Source organism: Mycobacterium intermedium, from assembly GCF_002086275.1.
Classification (GTDB): domain Bacteria; phylum Actinomycetota; class Actinomycetes; order Mycobacteriales; family Mycobacteriaceae; genus Mycobacterium; species Mycobacterium intermedium.
Genome location: NZ_MVHT01000001.1, coordinates 157,317 through 175,448 on the forward strand (window position 1 = coordinate 157,317; position 18,132 = coordinate 175,448).

Annotated in this window: 13 protein-coding genes; 6 read left to right on the top strand and 7 right to left on the bottom strand. The window is 65.5% G+C overall.

What is annotated here, in order from left to right; all coding sequences use genetic code 11:
* Positions 1-73: 73 nt before the first annotated feature.
* Positions 74-1,297 (top strand): PE-PPE domain-containing protein, encoded by a 1,224-nt coding sequence (locus BST27_RS00570; protein WP_069420605.1) that lies wholly within the window; start codon positions 74-76, stop codon positions 1,295-1,297.
* A gap of 16 nt (positions 1,298-1,313) precedes the next feature.
* Here BST27_RS00570 and BST27_RS00575 read toward each other — a convergent pair whose 3' ends face one another.
* Entirely contained in the window at positions 1,314-2,045 is a 732-nt protein-coding gene (locus BST27_RS00575) for a hypothetical protein (protein ID WP_069420604.1), read from the bottom strand.
* On the bottom strand, positions 2,042-2,914 hold the full coding sequence (locus tag BST27_RS00580; protein WP_069420603.1) for an LLM class F420-dependent oxidoreductase: 873 nt from the start codon (positions 2,912-2,914) through the stop codon (positions 2,042-2,044). Before BST27_RS00580 ends, BST27_RS00575 begins: the two co-directional genes overlap by 4 nt.
* Positions 2,915-3,011: 97 nt before the next feature.
* On the opposite strand from BST27_RS00580, the gene BST27_RS00585 reads away from it, so the two are divergent.
* On the top strand, positions 3,012-3,497 hold the full coding sequence (locus BST27_RS00585) for a TetR family transcriptional regulator (RefSeq protein ID WP_232007350.1): 486 nt from the start codon (positions 3,012-3,014) through the stop codon (positions 3,495-3,497).
* Positions 3,494-4,789 (top strand): cytochrome P450, encoded by a 1,296-nt coding sequence (locus BST27_RS00590; protein ID WP_069420601.1) that lies wholly within the window; start codon positions 3,494-3,496, stop codon positions 4,787-4,789. The genes BST27_RS00585 and BST27_RS00590 overlap by 4 nt, the downstream gene beginning before the upstream one ends.
* On the opposite strand, the gene BST27_RS00595 is transcribed toward BST27_RS00590, so the two are convergent.
* Complete coding sequence (locus BST27_RS00595; RefSeq protein ID WP_069420600.1) at positions 4,768-6,378, bottom strand: Na+/H+ antiporter; 1,611 nt, start codon at positions 6,376-6,378, stop codon at positions 4,768-4,770. The two genes, BST27_RS00590 and BST27_RS00595, sit on opposite strands and share 22 nt — an antisense overlap.
* 63 nt (positions 6,379-6,441) lie before the next feature.
* Positions 6,442-7,560, bottom strand: coding sequence for a DUF5685 family protein (locus BST27_RS00600; protein WP_069420599.1), 1,119 nt, complete (start codon positions 7,558-7,560; stop codon positions 6,442-6,444).
* Between the two features lie 107 nt (positions 7,561-7,667).
* Here BST27_RS00600 and BST27_RS00605 point away from each other — a divergent pair, with 107 nt between their 5' ends.
* Together BST27_RS00605 and BST27_RS00610 are read left to right on the top strand one after the other, a co-directional pair.
* Positions 7,668-8,366, top strand: coding sequence for a mycothiol-dependent nitroreductase Rv2466c family protein (locus BST27_RS00605; RefSeq protein WP_069420598.1), 699 nt, complete (start codon positions 7,668-7,670; stop codon positions 8,364-8,366).
* 62 nt (positions 8,367-8,428) lie between these two features.
* Positions 8,429-9,889 (top strand): serine/threonine-protein kinase, encoded by a 1,461-nt coding sequence (locus BST27_RS00610; RefSeq protein WP_069420597.1) that lies wholly within the window; start codon positions 8,429-8,431, stop codon positions 9,887-9,889.
* 28 nt (positions 9,890-9,917) lie between these two features.
* On the opposite strand, the gene BST27_RS00615 is transcribed toward BST27_RS00610, so the two are convergent.
* From BST27_RS00615 to BST27_RS00625, 3 genes are all read right to left on the bottom strand, one after another.
* Positions 9,918-11,297, bottom strand: coding sequence for an FAD-binding oxidoreductase (locus BST27_RS00615; protein ID WP_069420596.1), 1,380 nt, complete (start codon positions 11,295-11,297; stop codon positions 9,918-9,920).
* 191 nt (positions 11,298-11,488) lie between these two features.
* A complete protein-coding gene (locus BST27_RS00620) occupies positions 11,489-12,715 on the bottom strand; it encodes an FAD-dependent oxidoreductase (protein ID WP_069420595.1) in 1,227 nt (408 codons plus the stop codon).
* Positions 12,716-12,932: 217 nt separating this feature from the next.
* Positions 12,933-16,157 (bottom strand): DEAD/DEAH box helicase, encoded by a 3,225-nt coding sequence (locus BST27_RS00625; protein ID WP_069420594.1) that lies wholly within the window; start codon positions 16,155-16,157, stop codon positions 12,933-12,935.
* Positions 16,158-16,646: 489 nt separating this feature from the next.
* Here BST27_RS00625 and BST27_RS00630 point away from each other — a divergent pair, with 489 nt between their 5' ends.
* The gene (locus BST27_RS00630; protein WP_139804941.1) at positions 16,647-18,131 is read left to right on the top strand and encodes a biotin carboxylase; all 1,485 of its coding nucleotides are present in this window, start codon (positions 16,647-16,649) and stop codon (positions 18,129-18,131) included.
* The last annotated feature ends 1 nt before the right edge of the window (position 18,132 follow it).

Below are 18,132 nucleotides of genomic sequence, written 5' to 3' on the forward strand. Positions count from 1 at the left end.
CAGTCGTCCCAATCGCCGGATAGGGGTCCGGGGCTGCGGTAGCCTCATGGACACCTAGTCGGAGGGGTCATCTGTGTCCTATGTCGTAGCGGCGGCTGAGCTGCTGACCACTGCTGCCGAGGATTTGGTCGCGGTGGGTTCGGCGATCGCGGCTGCCAACGCGGCGGCGGCAACCTCCACCACGTCCCTGCTCGCCGCCGCCGCCGACGAGGTATCCACCGGTATTGCCGCGTTTTTCCGTGCGCATGCGCTGGAATATCAAGCGGTCCAAGCGCAACTCGTGCAGTTCAACGAGCAATTTGTGCGCAATTTGACCGCCAATGCGAACGCCTACCTGAGTGCCGAATTTGCTAACGCGACCAACGCCGGTCCGTTGGCGGCGGCCAGTACGAGGATTACGGTCCCGGGGGCGAGCCCGCTCTATTACCCCGGGCTGATCACTCGGCTGCCCTATCTGGGACAGATATTCCTGCAGGGCGGGGTGGCAGGGCCGCCCACGGTTTCGCTGGTGCAGGCCTACGACCTGCTCAATTACGCCATCGGGCAGAACTGGTTTCCGGGCACCGTCGCGCAAGTGGTGAACTTCCCCGCCAGCATGGGCATTGTGAGCGGCAGCCTGACTGCGCCGACGGTCAATGAGGCCGTCGCCATCGGGCAGGGGATGCTCCACGACCAGATCATGGCCGCGGTGGCCAACGGCACGCCGGTACACATCGCCGCGCTGTCGCACGGAACCCTCGCCGCCAACCGCGAATTGGCTTACCTGGCAACCGCTCCGGACGCCCCAGCGCCGAATGCCCTGCAGTTCACGCTGTTCGCCAGCCCCGAGTTCGGCCTGTTCAAGACTTACCTGCCCACCGGGGCGACCCTGCCCATAGTCGATTACACGGTGCACGCCCTGGCGAACACCCAGTACGACGTCAACTTGGTGTTCGGACAATACGACGCCTGGTCCAACCCGCCGGACCGGCCGTGGAATCTGCTCTCGGTGGTGAACTCGCTATTCGGTATGGCCTACCACCACAACACCGCGGCACTGGCCTCCATGTCGGACGTGGTAATGCTGTCCAGCGAGGTCACCCCTTTGGGTGGCACGATCACCACGTACATGATCCCGTCGCCGATTCTGCCGATGTTGTTGCCGCTGCAGGATATCGGCGTCCCGCAGCCAATTGTCAACGGCCTCAACTCGATTCTGCAGCCGATTGTCAACGCCGGCTATTCGACGCTGGATCCCAATGCTGGGCCGTACTTCTCCGGTGGAGCGCTGGTCGGGTTGCCTCGGCTGCTGTGGTGACGCCAGGTTTTCGGGTCTAGGGCCAGACTTCCCAGCTGGCCATCGTCCGCATCGGACCCGCGAACACGGGCCGCACCGCGCCTGACTGCCAACGCTTTTCGACCAATGGGGCCAGATAGGTGGTGGTGGCGAGCGGGTCGTCATCGAGGTAGACGACGGTGATGAATTGTCGGTTGGTGCGCCAGCCTCGTGGTTGGGGGTCGTAGGCGTTTGTAGCGCCGAAGGTCCAGGCGCCCGCGGTACCGTGGGTTGCGAGCAGTCGTGGGTAGTGTTCGGCGCGTAGCCATTCCAGCCATTCCGCAGCTGCGTCGGCAGTTGGCTCCTCGACGATCAGCAGCACACCACGGTGCGGGCGAAACGGCACGACCTCGGCCGAGACCAGCGCCCGTGGGGCGGCATGCCATTGCAGCAGTTGCAGTCCGGCGATCTGCAGTAGTGGGCGCCAGACCGGGAAGCGTCCCTCGTCGCGCAGGGTTCGGCCGAGGGCGACGAAGTCGTCGAAGGTCTGTCGAACGGGATCGCCGACCAGGTAGTGCACGGCGTTGCCGATCTGGCCCAACGGCCCCTCCGCGACCAATCGATGGTCTAGGTAGTCGCCGTCGGCGATCCACCGTAGGCCGTGCACGATTCCGGGCAGCCGGTACTGTTCCGGCATGTGGTCGAGCAGATGCCAACGCAGGTAGCCACCGTCGTCGTCGGGTGACTCGGGCGCGGTGAGGCTGAAAATGCCTGCCTTGACGCGGTTCACGTTGTGTTGAGCTCGGCGAGCGCCTGCAAGTTCTCCAGGTAGTGCTGCAGGGAGGTGCTGGCGAAGTTGGCGTTGACGATCGTGGCGCCGTGCGCGACGGTGTCGGCGATGAGTTCGCGGCTGCGCTCGGGGTTGCCGATGGGATCTAGACGAGACGATGGCGCCAGCACGACGTCGAATGATGGCGGAATCGTTTCACGAGCCAGCCAGTCTCCGGCCTGCTTGAGGGGCACGCCGAACGGTGTCCAGCCGTCGGCCAGGTTGATCGCCCGCCGCAGCGATCGCAGCGTGCGCCCGCCGACCCAGATGGGGACGTGTTCTTGGATGGCGCAGGGGTCCACGACCATGCCGCCGAACGAATAGAACTCGCCGTGATACTCGGGCTCTGTGCGTGACAGCGATGCCCGCAGCGCCCGCAGCGCATCGTCGCCGCGGGGGCCGCGGTCCTCGAACGGGACGCCGAGCAGATCGAACTCTTCCTTGAGGCTGCCCACGCCCACGCCGAGGATCAGTCGGCCATTGCTCACGACGTCCAAAGTGCCGTAACGCTTGGCGATTTCGAGCGGGTGGTGGTAGCCGAGCACCAACACGTTGGTGACCAACCGGATGCGCCGGGTGCGCGCGGCCAGATACCCCAGCGTGGCCAGCGGATCCCAGTAGCGCGACCCGCGGCGGGCTTGTTCACCGTCGCCGGCGGGAAGCGCGACGTGCTCGCTGCATGTCAGGTGGTGATAGCCCAGTCGGTCTGCGGCTTCGGCGACCTGCGCCAGTTCCTCGATCGAGGCGTCTTTTTCCCAGTCGGCGTTCATACCTGGCACCGACGTGACAATGGGTGAGGCGATGGACAGCTTTGCGATGGGATCGCTCATCGGGCTAGATTCTAACAGTGCTCGAATTGATGCGAACCGGGCTGGAATGACGGCGTCAGCGCGGCGTCCGTACGGTGAACTAGACCGCGCTCAGGTGGTGTCGTCGCTGCACGGCCTGGCGCGGCGCGTCGGCGTTCAGCGGGTGACGATGCGCGATCTCGCTGCCGAACTCGGCGCCGCCGTGCCGTCGGTCTACTACCACGTCCGGGGAAAACAAGCCGCGCTTGATCTGCTTGCCGAGACCGTACTCTCCGAGATCCCCGCCCCGGCGGCGGGGCCGTGGGACGCCCGAATCATCGAACTGTACTGCGCCGCACGCGAAGTGATGCTTGAAGTGCCTGGACTCGTGAACATCCTGCAGACCAGCGGCGGAGGAGAAGCCGCCCGGCGCCTCGACAAGCTCAGCCGCTCACTGCTCGCCGAAGCCGGGGTAGCGAAACCTGTTGTCAATGCCACGCATACGGTGCTGTACACCTATCTGCTCGGTTCGGTTGGCATGGAGGAGTTGCGCGGCAGGCGTCAGACGACGGCGCGGTTTCGCGCCGGGCTGGAAGTGATCATCGCTGGGGTAAAGGCGTCATGAGCACCCCGAAGCTTCGCTCACTCGTCGTCACGAACCAGGACGGTCCCAGCGACCGCGACGCTGCGGCGGTGCTCGACCCCGACACATTCGTGGCCGGTGCACCGTTCGATGCGCTGGCCCGCCTGAGGGCCAACTCCCCGGTGCATCCGGTGCAGTTCTCCGGGTTGCCGCGGGCGTGGCTGCTCACCCGGCACGCCGACGTGCGACTCGTCAGCCGTGACACGGAAACCTTCACCAGCAGTCGTGGCAACACCCTCGTCGAGGTCGAAGCGGCGCCGAATTCGGCGATGCTCCCGGGCATCGACCCGCCGCGACACGTCAAGATCCGCAAGCTGATCAACCAGGGCTTCACGGTGCGCAATGTGCAACGCCTGGAACCCCACATGCGCAAGGTTGCCCGCGACATCGTCGCCACCATCACCGAGAAGGGCGAATTCGACGCCGTTCTAGACATTTCCGCGGAGATGTCGCTACAGGTGATCGCCGACGTGCTGGGGGTGCCGGCCGAAGATCGGCTGGAGGTTTTTCGTTGGAGCAACGCGATCGGCAGCCTGGGCATCGAGGACCCCGATTACGCCCCCACGCCCGAAGCCCTCGGCCTGGCCGCGGCCGAAATGTTCGCCTACTGCGGTGAATTGGTGGAGCACCGGCGCAAGTACGGGCTGACTGACGACATCCTGTCGGCGCTGCTCGCCGCCGAGGTCGACGGTGAACGGCTCAACCGCGACCAGCTCAACGAGTTCTTCTTGCTGCTGGCCGTCGCCGGCAATGAGACCACCCGAAACACGCTCAGCCACGGCATTTTGGCGTTGTCCGAGCATCCGGAGCAGCAGGCGGCATTGGCGCGCGACCCAGGCGCGGCATCCAGGGCCGCCGTCGAGGAGCTGTTGCGCTGGGCCACGCCGGTGCTGCACTTCCGTCGCACCGCCACCCGGGATGTGGTGATCCGCGGTCAGGCTGTTTCGGCCGGCGATTGGGTGCTGATGCACTACCTGTCGGCTAATCGCGACGAGGAAGTTTTCGACCGCGCCGACGAATTCGACATCACCCGAACTGATGCGGGGCATGCGGCGTTCGGCGGCGGGGGAGTGCACTTCTGCCTGGGTGCCCAGCTCGCCCGTCTCGAACTGCGGGTGATGCTTGAGGAGTTGTATTCGAATGTGCCGGAGTTGACCGTGATTGGAGCACCGGATCGGCTGCGGTCCTCGTTCTTTCACGGGATCAAGCGGCTGCCGTGTAGTACTGGTCAGGGTGTCGGCGGCCGCGCTACCTACTCCCCGCTCCCTTCGTAGGCTTCCGTCTCGCTGGGATCGAGCAGCTGCACTTCCTGGAGATCCATATCGCGCTGCAGCTCGCGCAGCACGATGTCGTCGATGAGGTTCTGGTTACGCAGCTGAGTGATGGCCCGTCGCTGGCGATCGAGCACGGCAAGACGGACCCGCCGGATCTGATCGCTGCGCTCGGCCATGTCACTGGCCGCGTCGCCGTCACCGTTGGCCAGCACGGCACGTTCCTCGTATTCCTTCTTCAGGCGCTTCAGGACCTCTGGGCCAACCCCGACCTCGGCGGCCACTTCGGGCAGCGCTTCGAGGGCGACTTCGGCGCTGCGGATTTGGGCCAGGTGCAGTTCGTCAGCCTGGGCGACGTCTTCGGGCATATCTGCCCACCGAACGACTGCCGGCAGTGTGCTCCCTTGAACCAGGACCGTCACCAAGATGACCACTACGACGATGAAGATGATCCGATTGCGTTCCGGGAACGGCGCGGTGCCGCCGTGGGTGGTGAACGGAACTGCCAACGCCGCGGCCAGCGACACCGCGCCACGGAACCCCGCCCAGCTGGTGACAAACCGTTGGCGGAAGGGCGCGTAATGGCTGGGCTTCTTGAAGGTCTTGTCGATGATGCGGCCCAACACCGAACTGAATTCCACCCAGAGGAACCGGGTGACGATGACGACGCCGGTGACCGCGAAGGCCATCACGAGCGTGTCGCGAAGCCCGCCCTCGCTGTCGGAGAGGTGGCGCACTGCGCCGGGAATCTGGACCCCGACGAACACCCACAGTGAACCGTTGAGCAGGAACGTCGCGATGTCCCAGAAGGCGTAGGACTGCAGGCGGGAACGTGCCCGGATCACCTTCGGCCCGGAATAGGTCAGCACGAGGGCCGAAACCAACACCGCGACCACGCCGCTGCACTCGATGGCTTCGGCGAGCAAGAATGCCGCGAACGGTGTCAGCAGACTGAGCGCACCCTCCTCCAGCGGAGCATCGATGCCGCGGCGGAACAAGGTCACGAGCGCGCCGACCAGCAGCCCGGCCACGATGCCCCCGAGGTAGGAAAGGATGAATCGTCCGGTCAGCGCGGCGGGGCCGACCGGCGAACCGCCGACCGCGACGGAGACGGTGACACCGAACAGCACGAGGGCGGTCCCGTCATTGATGAGACTTTCCCCGCGTAGGACGGTGAGCGCACGGCGCGGCAGTTTCTTTGCCAGCCCGGCCACGGCCGCCGCGTCGGTGGGGGACAGGACGGCGCCCAGGACACTTGCCGCGTGGGGTTCCATGCCGAGAAGTCGTGCCGTCGTCGACACGGCGAACGCGGTGGCGATCACCAGGCCGATGCTGAACATGATCACGGCGCGAATGTTCCAGCGAAGTTCGCGGAAGCTGGTGTTCAGGCTCTCCCAGTAGAGGATCGCGGGCAGGAACAACAGCAGCACGATCTCGCCGTGGATCTCGACGTCTCCGAAGCTGGGGATCAAGCCCAGCAGCGCTCCGAGCAGGATCAGCAGGACCGGCGGACCGACACGGTAACGTCGGCCCACCACCGTCCCGATAACCACGGCGGCGACCAGCGTGACGATGACGACAAGCCCGAACACCCGCCCAATCCTGCCGTACCAAGGGATTGGCTGCCCGCCAACCTCCGCCGCCCGCGCGGGGGCTCAGCTGCAGTCGCAGCAGTCTCCGCAGTCGCAGTCGCAGTCGCAGCCGTCGCCGCAGTCGCAGCAGCCGTCGTCGCAGCAGTCGCAGCAACACTCACCTTCGCACTCACAGCAGCAGACGTCCGTGAACCTGTCCCAGCAGCCCTGCTTGCGTTGCGGCGAGGGTGGTGGCAGCTCACCAGGAATGCCCGGGACGGCGCCGGAGCCGATGACCTCGTTGCCCCAGCTGATGCCTTCTTGCTCGCCGTGCGGCGTTCCGCCGCCGCGCCGCATGTCGAAGGTGCGGGATACCGCGCGGCGGACCTCTCGGGTCAGCAGCCGTCGCGGGAGCCGACCGTCGGTGAAGTCCACGTCGGCCAGCGCCAGCTCGATGCCGAGTACCGCGTCGTCGCACAGGGCGCGGGCCTGGGCCATGGAGGTTTCCGTGGCGACCAAGGGGTTCCACTTCCCGCGGACCACGTCGTCGCGGTAGTCCTCGACCGCGTCGAGCAGATGCGCGATCCGGCCGAACAGCCGGCCGACTTCACGCAGCGGCTCGGCGTTGGCGGGGCGGCCGGCCAAGACGGCGGTGTGCGCGAAGGCCGCGGCGACCGCCGTCTCGGTGGGTTCGGTGACCGCCGACAGCGAGCTGCCTGGGCCTGCCGCCGCCTCGAGCTCGGTCTGACGGTCGATCGCAGCGACCAGCACCCCGGTGTCGAATCCCAGCGAATGCCCCGTCTCGGTGCCCTGGCGCACCCACCGTTCGGCGAGCCGCCGCGCAGCGGGCCGCACCGGGGCGGCGCCGACCAAGCCGTCGCGGTCGTCCACGTGGTCGCGCACCCGTGCCGCGGCCAACGCCAACGACACCACCGCGGCCAGCTTGACGCACTCGCCGGTCGCCACGTCGGCGCGCTTCATGCCGCGCAATGGGCACGGCCCGGCGGTGCGGCGCGTCGGCTTCGACTGGGACTGCGCTTCGACGAGCAGGGAAACCACCAAGCCGTCGTAGTTGGTGGCGATCCGCGCGGCCTGTCCGTAGTCGTCGCGCAAAGCCAGGCACAGTCCGCACAACTGCGCTCGCCAGGCCGCGGTGAGTTCGCTGCCCAGACGATGGCGGCAGGGCCGGATGATGCCAAACACGAATCGAAGCTACCCGACCGTGCGGGGTCAGGCGTCAGGAAACGCCGCACTACTGTCACAGGTAACACGTAAGGTCGAATGAACACTCGCGGGAGAGGAGTCCGCTCATGGCGACCGAGGTAGATTTTCACTTTGATCCCATGTGCCCCTTTGCATATCAGACGTCGATCTGGATACGCGACGTGCGTGAGCAGTTGGGGATCACCGTCAACTGGCGGTTCTTCAGCTTGGAAGAGATCAACCGGGTCGAGGGCAAGAAGCACCCGTGGGAACGGGAGTGGTCCTACGGCTGGTCGCTGATGCGCATCGGCGCGCTGTTGCGCCGGACTGATATGTCGTTGCTGGACAAGTGGTATCGCGCGATCGGACACGAGCTGCACGGTCTTGGTGGCAAACCCCACGACCCGGAGGTGGCGCGCCGGCTGCTGGGGGAAATCGGCTCCGAACCAGGGGTTCTGGATGCCGCGCTGGCCGATTCGACGACGCACGACGAAGTACGCGCCGAGCATCAGCGAGTCGTCGATGCGGGCGGGTTCGGGGTGCCGACGTTGTTCCTTGCCGACGGACAGTGCCTGTTCGGGCCGGTGCTGGTGGACCCACCCACCGGCGCGGCGTCGTTGAAGCTGTGGGACGTCGTCACCGGTATGGCCGAACTGCCGCACGTGTACGAGCTGCAGCGGCCGAAGTCGGCGGCCGATGCCGAGTTGATCGGCCGGAGTCTGCGGCCGTATCTGGATGGGCGTGATTGGGTGAGCATCAACCGCGGGGAGGTGGTCGATGTTGACAAGCTGGTGGGGCGCGCCTGACCGCGGTGACCGCTATGGATCGAATTACCAAGTCGCCGAGTAGATTTCGGATGGCATGATCGATGTCTAGGCCGCATGGCGGCTCCCGAGTCGGCACCCGGTTCGGCCCGTACGAACTGCGATCACTGCTCGGTGTGGGTGGCATGGGTGAGGTCTACCAGGCCTACGACACCCGCAAGGGTCGGATGGTCGCGCTCAAGTTGTTGCGCTCCGAGCTGGCCGCGGACCCGTCATTCCAGCAACGGTTCCGGTTGGAGTCGGAGAGGGCGGCGCGGCTGCAGGAACCCCATGTCATCCCGGTCCACGACTTCGGCCAGATCGATGGGGTGCTCTTCATCGATATGCGCCTGGTCAACGGCGGCAGTCTGAAAGACCTGCTGCGCGCGCGTGGTGCGCTCGAGCCCGCGCGGGCGGTCTCGATCATCGCCCAGGTGGCGTCCGCGCTGGATGCCGCGCACGCCGACGGGCTGGTGCACCGCGACGTCAAGCCCGAAAACGTGCTGCTGACCGCCGAGGACTTCGCGTATCTGGTCGATTTCGGTATCGCCCGCGCCGGCAACGATCCCAGCGTGACGGCGAGCGGGGCGTTGCTCGGGTCGTGTGCCTACATGGCGCCCGAACGGTTCGACAAGGTGCCGGTCGGGCCGCCGGCCGACGTCTATTCGCTGGCCTGCGTGCTGTACGAGTGCCTCACCGGCGAGCCGCCGTTCCCGGGCACGGAGGCCCCGCAGCTGATGACCGCGCACCTGATGTCGCCGCCGCCGCGGCCGAGCATCATGCGCAGGGGGATCAGAACGGCGTTCGATGACGTCATCGCGATCGGGATGGCCAAGCGGCCCGTTGCGAGGTTCGCGTCCGCGGGCGAGCTGGCCAGGGCGGCCTCCGAGGCGTTGGGTGCCAATTCCCCGGCCCCGGTGAGCCGGCCGTCGCAAACCCGGCCGTTCCCGGCGAGGTATCAAAACCCGGATGACACGGGTTTCAGCCCGTATCCGCCGGCCATTCCTGCGTCTCAAAGGGCTTCCCGGAGGCCGCGTTACGGGCGTACGACGGTCATCGTCGGGGGTGTGGCCGTGACCATGCTGGTGCTCGCAGCGGTCTTGGTGGCGATCCTGATTGTCCGCAACACCTTTTTCAAGTCGACCCCTGCGGCGGAGGCGCCGCCGCAGACGACCACGGCCACGCCCACGCTGTCACGTCCGGTGGATGGCGCCGACGGGCTTGGCTTCGTTGGGCACACTGCCCGGTGCGATCCCGGGAATCCTCCCGCGATGGTGGTGCGAACGGCTCAGTCGCTCGTGGTGATATGCCAAACCGGCACCGGGAGTTACTACTATCGGGGCGAGCGGATCCGTGATGGCGCCAACATCGAACTTGCCAACGCGGTGCGCACCGACGGCGGGTTTGACGTCACAAACCCGGCCAACGGCGTCCGCTATGAAGTGCGTCCGCAGCAACTCACGATTCTCAGTGGTAGTCATGTCGATTCGGCGGAACCGGTGCTGCAGTACGCCACCGCGAACTAAGTCTTCCGGCGCTGCGCGCCACGCGCGGTCAGGCTTCTCCGAATACCACGCCGGGGTTGAGGATGCCTGCCGGGTCGAAGCTCTCCTTGATCCGACGCATGAGGGCGATTTTGGCCGGATCCTCCAGCTTGCGGTAGTACGGTGTCTTGGCGCGGCCAATGCCGTGCTCGCCGGAGATGGCACCACCCAATTCCATTGCCAGCCCGAATATTTCGGTCATGAGTTGCTTGCGCTTCGCGTTGTCTTCGCACACGATGGCCATGTGCACGTTGCCGTCACCGGCGTGCCCGCAACCGATGGCGCCGCCGCCCGCGGCTGCCGCCAGACTCCGTGCGGTGGAAAGGAACTTCGGCATCGACGCGCGGGGGACGACGGTGTCGATGATGTCGTGTGCACCCAATGCTTTTGCCGCCCAGAATGCCTTCTCGCGGGCCTCGATCAACTTGCGCGCCGCACCCCCTTCCAGCACGTAGGCGTCGGCCGCGCCCAGTTCGGCAAGCATCTCACCGACAGCTTCGACGTCCTCGAACAGTCGGTCGCTGGTGCGGTCCTCCACTGCCACGAGCAGATATGCCTGGCAGCTGTCGCGGATGTTGTCGGGAATGCCCAACTCTAGATTCTGGGTGGCGATGAGCGCCGCCATCGTCATGTTGTCGATGTATTCCACGATGTAGGGCGCGATGCCGCTGGCGAGCACCTTCGGCACCGCCTCCATGACCTGGTCGAAGTCGGCGAAGGGGGCAAGCACGCTGGCTTGGTGTTCCAGGCGTGGATGCAGCTTGACGATCACCTCGGTGGCAAGGGCCAGGGTGCCCTCGGAGCCGACGATCAGCTGGGTCAGGTCGTAGCCGGTGGAGACTTTGGCGATCTTGCCACCGGTGCGGATGATCTCGCCGGTCGGCAGCACCGCCTCCAGGCCGAGCACGTTGTGTCGGGCGATGCCGTACTTGACCGCGCGCATGCCGCCGGCATTGGTTCCGACGTTGCCGCCGACGCTGGAGGACAGCTCGCCTGGATGGACCATGTAGCCGAGCCCGTGGTCGATGGTGGCGGCGTCGAGTTCGGTCAGCGTCACGCCGGGCTGGACCACGGCGACCTGGTTTTCGGTGTCGACCTCGAGGACCTTGTTCATCCGCTCGAACGAGATCAGCAGACCGTTCGGGAGGGGTCGCGCCGCCCCGGACAGGCCACAACCCGACCCGCGGGCCGTCACCGGGACGGCGAATTCGGTGGCGATTTTCAGCAGTTCGGCGACCTCTTGCGCGGTCGCCGGCTTGGCGACGTAGGCCGGCAACTGCGGCGGAAGGGCCAGCTCCTCGTCGTGCCCATAGTCCTCAGGGATCGCCTCGCCGGTGAGCAGGTTGTTGTTCCCGACGATCTCGGCGAACCGCGTCGCTGCGTCACTCATCCGAGCTCCCCTTTCCTGCGACTTTCGGCTACTGGACAGCGATTCACTCTAAACCTGGTCGTCGGGGGTCGGTAAGGGTCACTTGGGCCCCTCTTCGTGCAGGGTTGTGCAAAATGCACTTGCCACTGTCGCCGGCGCGACGGGGGATCAAGGTGCTGCCGGCGTGCCGGCGACCGAGCGCTCAGACGCTGTCATGACGCATCGATCACGGCCAGATCGGGATGTTCTGGTCGCACGCCCATGCCGACCATGCGGGCGGGGATGCGCGCGAGCCGGGGCCAGCGCGCAACCAGCCGTACCACCCGCGGTGACCTGATCTGTTCCGGGCCGCCCAGCACAGCGGTGATGACGTTCTTTTGGATGAAGACCTGCGCCGCTTGGGTGACGCGGGTGGGGAGTTCACGCCGCTTCTGCACGCGGTGCAGATCGTCGTCGGTTAGCTGGCCTCGACGTAATGGTGGGGTCAGGAGATTGGCTGCGGCTACTGCGTCCTGGATCGCCAGGTTGATACCTACTCCGCCGATCGGCGACATGGCGTGAGCGGCATCGCCGATGCAAAGCAAGCCGGGCCGATGCCATTGCTTGAGACGGTCGACCTTGACGGTCAACAACGCCAGATCGTCTAAGTCGGCGAGTTTCTCGGTGCGCTGTGCGATGAACGGCGCCAGCTTCGCTATCTGGTTGCGAAAGAAGTGAATTCCGCGCTCGCGCGCCTGTTCCAGGGAGTCCTTGGCGATCACATAGCCGCATTGCCAATAGTCGCCGCGGTTGATCATGACCAGGATGACACCCTGGCCGAAGCTGCCCATCGATTCGTCGGGATCGCTTGGCAGGCGCGGAATCCGGAACCAGAGCACGTCTATCGGTGCTCCGAGGTTCACGACTGCCAGGGCTGCACGGGCGCGCACGGTGGAGGACCTGCCGTCACAGCCGATCACAAGGTCACTGAAGATCTTCGTCTCGCCGTCGGGGGTGCTGACGATGACGCCCGCGATGCGGCCGTTCTCCTCGATCAGGTCCTTGACCTCCGCCGCCATCATGAGCTGGAAGGTCGGATAGCGTTGTGCCTCTTTGGCAACGAAATCCAGAAAGTCCCATTGCGGCATCATGGCAATGAACTTTCCCCGCACCGGCAGATGGCGGAAATCGGCCACTGTCACTTTGAAATCACCGAAACTGGCGCTGATCGTCGGTGTCGGGTAATGCGGTCGTTGCAGTAACCGCTCATAGAGGCCGAGCTCGTTCATCACCTCGAGGGTGGATGGATGGATGGTGTCACCACGGAAATCCCGTAGGAAATCACCGTGCTTTTCCACGACGATGACGTCGATCCCGGCGCGGGCGAGCAGGTAACCGAGCATCATGCCTGCCGGCCCGCCACCCGCGATACAGCAGCGCGTTTTCAGCTCGGCTGTCATGGCGACGGGTCTACGTTCACCGACGGGCAGTCCACGTCTGAACTCTACCGGCGTGCGGCTTGGCCGTGAAGGCTCGTCGAGTGTGGGGGAAATGTACCTCTTCCCAAGATGTTTGGGCTATAGGACCCACATTCGGCGAGCAAAATCGGGCAGCCGGCGGCGGAACCCCCACGCGAATTGCCCACCGCTGAGTCCGGGCGTCGCAGGCAAGTCCACCTCAGGCGATCAGTCTGCGGATGTCGTCGGCGGTGAGGGTGGAGCCGAACGCATTCCCGTCGTCGACGACGCTGGCGAAGAGCTTGGCCTTACGTGCGTTGAGGGCCAGTACCTTGTCCTCGATGGTGTCGCGGGCAATCAGCCGGTAGACCATGACGTTGCGAGTTTGGCCGATACGGTGGGTACGGTCGATCGCCTGCGCCTCGGTCGCAGGATTCCACCACGGGTCGAGCAGAAAGCAGTAGTCGGCCTCGGTGAGGTTCAACCCGAACCCGCCGGCTTTGAGGCTGATCAGGAATACCGGGGCGTCTCCGTCCTTGAACCGCTGTATCACGTTGGCGCGGTCGCGGGTCTGCCCGTCGAGATAGCAATACGCGATGCCCTCGGTGTCGAGGCGATCGCGGACTCGGCCGAGGAAGCGGGTGAACTGGCTGAACACCAGCGCGCGGTGGCCGCCGGCGACGACATCACGCAGATGCTCGGCCAGCGCGTCGATCCTCGCGCTGGCCATCTGGTCGTGTTCGGGGTCGACCAATCCGGGATGCAGGGCCATCTGTCGCAGCACGGTGAGGGATCTGAGAATCGTCACGCGGTTGCGCTGCATGTCAGTGAGCAGGCCGAGCACCTTCTGCCGCTCGCGTTGCAGGCGCTTGTCGTACAGCGCGCGGTGCCGCGGCGGCAACTCGATTTCGAGGACCTGCTCTTGCTTGGCGGGCAACTCGGCGGCGACGTGCTCCTTGGTGCGGCGCTTGACCAACGGCTTGATGCGTCGGCGGAACAGAGCCAAAAGCTCAGCGTCGCGGTTCTTTTCGATGGGCTTGGCGTAAAACTCGTTGAACTTCGTCGGGCTGGGGAACAGCCCAGGAGCGGTGATTGACAGCAGTGCCCAGAACTCCATCAGGTTGTTTTCCATTGGGGTACCGGTGATTGCCAGCTTGAATGGTGTGGCGAGCTTGCGTGCACATTGGTAGGTCTTGGCGCGGTGGTTCTTGACGAACTGCGCCTCGTCCAGAATCAGCCCCGACCAGGTTCTACCGGCGTGAGCCTCGAAGTCGAGCCTGAACAGCGTGTACGAGGTGACCACGATGTGGGCGCCGGTCGTCAGCTCGTCGAGGTCGGTACGGGCGCGCCGCAGCGTGTCGGTGATGGGCACAATGTTGAGCTCGGGTGCGAATCGTGCGGCCTCGGTGGCCCAGTTGGCCACCACGCTGGCCGGCGCCACCACCAGAAACGGCGCCATGCTCGGATTCTGTTGCCGGACATGGCAGATCAACGCCAGCGACTGGATGGTCTTACCCAGTCCCATGTCGTCGGCGAGAATTCCGCCGAGCCCGTGCGCAAACAGGGTCGCAAGCCAGGAGAAACCTTCGGCCTGATACGGCCGCAGGTCCGCGCGCAACTCGGCCGGCACCGCGGCCGGCGCCACGCCGTTCAGGGCGCGAAGTCCGTCGGCCTGGCGGCGCCACTCGTCGGCCTGGCGCGTGACGACTCCGAGTTCGGACAGTTCGTCGAACAGCCCGACCTGGAATCGGCTGATCCGGGCTGGCCCGTCCTCGGCGTCGGTGAGGGAGCGGGCTTCGGTGATGAGTTCGCGCAGCTTGACCAACTCCGGTTTGTCCAGCGAGAAATAGGCGCCGTCGGCCAGTAGGAGATGGGACTGGCCGGAAGCCAGCGCGGTGAACACGCTGACAAACGGAATCTGCTTGCCCTCAATGCTGATCGTGACACCAAGGTCGAACCAGTCCGTCTGACCGGCAACCGCATCCGTGGTTACCGCCACGGCGAGGGTGGCCTCTCGGTAGTCAGCCGGATCGCCCGTTACCTCGATGTCTACCTCGGGGAGTTCGGCGAGCAGCGGTTGAATTTCGGTGGCGAACCGCATGGTGTCCAAGCCAGACAGCCGGACCCGGGGGACGAGCCTGCCGTCCGCGGCGCGCAGTCTGGCTTCTTCCAACGGCGCTTCCAAGGTGGAGGCGAGCATTTTCTCAGCTTCCGGGTCGCGGTAGCCGACATGGTCCAACGTGCCGATCGGTACGCGAAAGTCCTTGTCGCCGAGATGGTATTCCCACTCCCAGCTCACCTCGAGTTCATGACCGTCCTGGTAGTCGGCGCGCAGCACCAAGGTCGGCCCGGTGATCTCGGGGAGCGCGACCGAATCGTCTGACGATGTGACGGTGGCGGTGTGGCGCAACCTCGGGTAGTACTCCGCGGTGAAACGCGCCGCCTCGGATGCGGGGATGACCACCGGATGGCCGCCGAGCGCCATGCACTGCAACGCTTCGGGCGCGGGCTTGTCCAATCGGGCCAGGCGCAGTCCGCCGTCGTCGTAGACCGCCCCATGCCCTGACGATCCGATGAATGCCAGCGGCCGCGCCGTGGCGCCGTCTATCCGCAGCATCGGTTCAACCACGAGATCACCCATCGGGTCGGCGGTGACGTCCAGACATAACTGGGCGTCGCAGGGCGATGGCACCTCCCGTTGGGTTTCTCGCTGGATGAGTCGGACCCCCACTCGGCGCGCCTCGGCGAGCAGTGGCCACAGCTGCGGGGAACCGAACCGCAGCAGCGAGACGACCTTTACGTCGTCCTCGTAACTGTCCGAATAGTGGTAAACGCCATAAGGGTTCGAGATCGACGCCCGATAGGTCACATATAACTCACGCAACGCCTGGACGTGAGCGCCGAGATAGCCGTCGCGTTCCAGCGTCCGCACCTTGTCCCAAGTCAGATGGTCGGCCACCCAACCGCCTCGTTTCGCGGGCCGCATGAGCCGGGCCACCAGCCTAGGCATCGGTCCGTCCGTCGAAAGGTTGAGCTCAATCGCCAGCGGCGTCCCGGCGCAATGATGAGAAGCGGGCAGCAGGGCGTCCAGCGAGTGCCGCCATGCGGTCGGGTATGGCGCGCGCCGTGCGCCTGTGGTCACGGCATCGGCGATGGTTATGGCAATGGCCCCGACATGCTTGCAGTTGAGGTGCACCGGGCAGTTGCAAAAACCAAAGGTGAATCTCCAGCTGTCGGTGCCTTCCAGGGAAAGGTGCACGGTGGTGGCATAGGCCTGGCCCTGGCTGCCCCAGACCTGACCGGTCAGAGTGCGCCGCTGCGGATCCCACAGGCATTTCAGCACCCGGCCCTCGCGCGCGTAAGCCAGACCGCGGTGGTAGGTGGCCTCGCCGAGCGAGGCGAAGACGCTGGCGAGGATTATCGAGGGATACGTCGGGGGCTGCATGATCGCACGGTAACGATGGGGTCCGACAAGTCTTGAAATGAGCCGATATCGAATAGTTTTCAATCACGTTGGGCTGTGCGTGCGCGACGGTGAGTTTGTCAATCTTGTCCGAGGCTCGACAAGCCTGGCGCGAAAGCTGGACCTCGGCGGGATAGCACTGCGAATCACAGGCCATTCCGGTGAACCTGCTGCTGACGGAAGCTGCGCCGGTATCCCGGCTTCAACGGGTCGGCCTAGCCGCCCCGCCCCCGGCGCTCGTGCTTAACCGTTCTACGACGCACTTGATCGACCATGCGGTGGCCGCGCTGGTGGCGTCCCTGCGAGGTAGGGCCGATCGCCCGGTGTTGACGTGAGGGGTGGGCGCGACGAACGCTCTTCGGCGGGCCACACTAGTGCCATGAAGGCATGTGATCTCACCGCCGCCGTGCGGCTCCTAGGTGTTATGTCGTCGTCTCACGCGTCTTCTCGCGCGTCGTCTGGAAGGTCGGCGTGATGGTGCCAGCCGGAGGACCTGAGCCCCAGCCGCGCCGCGTGCTGAAGGGCCTGTCGGACGTACGCGCGTTCTTTCACAACAACACCGTGCCGGTGTTCTTCATCTCGCCGACGCCGTTCAACCTGCTGGGCATCGACCGGTGGATACGAAACTTCTTCTACCTGACCTACTTTGACTCTTTCGAGGGCCTGCATTCGCGAGTGTTCGTGCCCCGTCGGCGGGACCGCAGGGATTTCGACTGCATGGGGGATGTCTGCAACCACCTGCTGTCCGATCCGGAGACGCTTGAGTTCATCGCGGGCAAGGGTCCCGGTGGCAAGGCGTGCTTCGTGTTCCTGGAGGAGGAAACGCAGGCACTGGCGCGGCAGGCGGGTCTCGAGGTCATACATCCGTCCTGCGAGCTGCGCGAACGCCTCGGTTCCAAGATCATCATGACGCGCTTGGCCAACGAAGCGGGCGTGCCGAGCGTGCCGCACACGATGGGGCGCGTCGGCTCCTACGACGAACTGCTGGCACTCGCCCAGAGCGCGGGACTGGGGGACGACCTGGTCATCTCGATCGCCTACGGCAACGCCGGCAGCGGGACGTTCTTCATCCGCGGTCAGCGTGACTGGGACGAGCACGCCGCCGATCTGACCTGTCAGCCAGAGGTCAAGGTGATGAAGCGGATCCGCAATGTCGAGGTCTGCATCGAGGGCGTGGTGACCCGCCACGGCACCGTGATCGGGCCCGCGATGACGAGTCTGGTCGGGTACTCGGAGGTGACGCCGTATCGGGGCGCCTGGTGCGGCAACGACGTTTGGCGCGAGGTGCTGCCCGCGGACCAGACGCACGCCGCGCGCGAGATGGTGCGAAAGCTGGGTGACGTGCTGAGTCGCGAGGGGTACCGCGGCTACTTCGAGGTGGACCTGCTGCATGACCTCGATTCCGGTGAGCTCTACCTCGGCGAGGTGAACCCCCGGCTCAGTGGTGCCAGCCCGATGACAAACCTGACCACCGAGGCATATGCGGACATGCCGCTGTTTCTCTTCCATCTGCTCGAGTACATGGACGTGGAGTACGAACTCGACATCGAGGAGATCAACGAGCGTTGGGAGCGGGGCTACGGCGAGAACGAGGTGTGGGGCCAGGTGATCATCTCGGAGACCTCGCCGGATATCGAGCTGTTCACCTCCACGCCACGCACGGGCGTGTGGCGCATCGACGACGACGGTCGGGTCTCGTTCATGCGGTCCGCCAACGACTGGGCCACGCTGCTGGACGGGTCCGAGGCCTTCTACATGCGAGTCGCGGCGCCGGGTGACTTGCGTTCGGAGGGAGCGCAACTCGGCGTTCTGGTCACGCGGGGGCACTTGCAGACGGAGGACTATCAGCTGACTGAGCGGTGCAAGCGGTGGGTCAACGGCATGAAGGCGAAATTTGTGTCGACGCCGTTGGTGCCGGCCGCGCCGATCGTGTCTCGGCTCGTCGCACGGGCGTGAG